General features: G+C 62.1%; 2 protein-coding genes and 1 pseudogene. 1 reads left to right on the top strand and 2 read right to left on the bottom strand.

Annotation, left to right across the window (positions count from 1 at the left end; all coding sequences use genetic code 11):
* The coding region (locus ACT8II_RS05745) for a lactate racemase domain-containing protein (RefSeq protein WP_443813290.1) at positions 1-347 on the bottom strand (347 nt) is incomplete at its 3' end.
* Between the two features lie 161 nt (positions 348-508).
* On the opposite strand from ACT8II_RS05745, the gene ACT8II_RS05740 reads away from it, so the two are divergent.
* The gene (locus tag ACT8II_RS05740) at positions 509-1,177 is read left to right on the top strand and encodes a Crp/Fnr family transcriptional regulator (protein WP_443813288.1); all 669 of its coding nucleotides are present in this window, start codon (positions 509-511) and stop codon (positions 1,175-1,177) included.
* A 90-nt stretch (positions 1,178-1,267) separates the two neighbouring features.
* Here the strand turns inward: ACT8II_RS05740 and ACT8II_RS05735 are convergent.
* Positions 1,268-1,452 (bottom strand): annotated as a pseudogene (locus ACT8II_RS05735) (hypothetical protein); the annotation flags it as partial.

Here is a 1,452-nt window from a genome sequence, read left to right as displayed (position 1 = left end):
AGCTCCTCATGTGTGGATGTCCGGTGCATGCCGGTCGCCACGAGGATGCGCACGTGCGCCTCGGGTGCCGCCGCGTGGATGCGACGCAGCAGGATGGGCATCGTCACGCGTGAGGGAACCGGGCGCGTGTGATCGGAGCTGATGATCACGATGTCGCGTTTGCCCTGGCAGAGCTGCTCGAGTGTGGGCGAGTCGTAAGGGGTGTCGAGCGCCCGCTCGACGAGCTCCTCCTGCCCAGCGTCGGGCGTGAAGTCTCCCTGTTTGCCCGCGAGCACGCCGACGACGCTTTCATCCGGCAGGCTCAGATGCATCCGTCCTCGGTCATATGGCAAATCTATATCAAACATGTGTGCCCCTCTCTTGGTTGATTGCCGGTACGGACGAGGGGTAACTATGGTGGTGATGGCATCGGGGCGGTCTGACCTATGTTGTTACCATTTGGTACAGCTTCGGCTTCACAGTCCGATAGAGTTGCGATTTCCGGAGGTCAGGTATGGGAGGGGTGCGCGTGATCGAGAGATCTGACTATCTCGTCGACTTTTTGCGCGAGCGGGGATTTCACGAGATGCGCAAAGCTCGCCATGAGTATCTCTCGTACTACGGCTTCGATCAGGAGTACGTGTTCGTTCTTGTGGAGGGCGTGGTCAAGGCGAGTGTCACGCTGCGCGAGGGTACCCGGTTCAACATCTCCTACATCAAGGGTCCGAGCCCCGTTTCGCTTCTCCGCGACGAGGTGAGCAGCCATGCGAAATCCCCCTACAGCGTGCGCGTGGAATCTCCCGAGGCGACCTACATGGCGGTTCCCCGCGTGAGGTTCTGGGAGTTCGTGAACGAGGATTCTCGTTTGCTGGGCTATGTGAAGGACTATTACCGCGCGAGCCTGGAGGAGAGCCTCTATCGCATGCGTTATCTGACGATGAATGGGAAGGTCGGCGCCGTGGGAGGGTTCTTGTACGACCTGAACGAGCGCTTCGGCGTGCCGTGCGACGAGGGGAGCGTGATCGCCCTCGATGTCACAAACGAGGACATCGCGCAGTTCTGCGGGGCCTCGTCGCGCACGAGCGTGAACCGCATCCTGCGCGGTTTCAGGGAGAAGGGCGTCATTTCGACGAGCGGGCACGACGGCCGCATCGTCATTCACGACGCGGCCGCGCTGAGGCGCTATGTGATGGACTGACCCAGGTCGGGTGTACATGGGTTCGCCGGGCGCCTGCGAGTCGGCCCGCGCGAGGGCGAATTCATTTCTGCTGGCTGTCGCCAGCGCGTTCTATCCGTTCGCCAGGGCGATAAACGAATCGAGCGAATACTCTCTGGAGATGCGCACGCGCGGCAGCGCGGTGATGTCGTCGCCCACGTGAGCCCACGAGTTTTGCATGGTGAAGGCGCAGAGGATGCCGGCGTCTCGCACGGCCGCGCGGCCGTCGTCGGTGACGTCGCCGAAGGGATAGGCGA

It is taken from the genome of Collinsella sp., assembly GCF_052346665.1.
Taxonomy (GTDB): Bacteria; Actinomycetota; Coriobacteriia; order Coriobacteriales; family Coriobacteriaceae; genus Collinsella.
The sequence above is the reverse complement of the archived record's forward strand: the minus strand, read 5'-3'. Positions and strand labels throughout refer to the sequence as shown.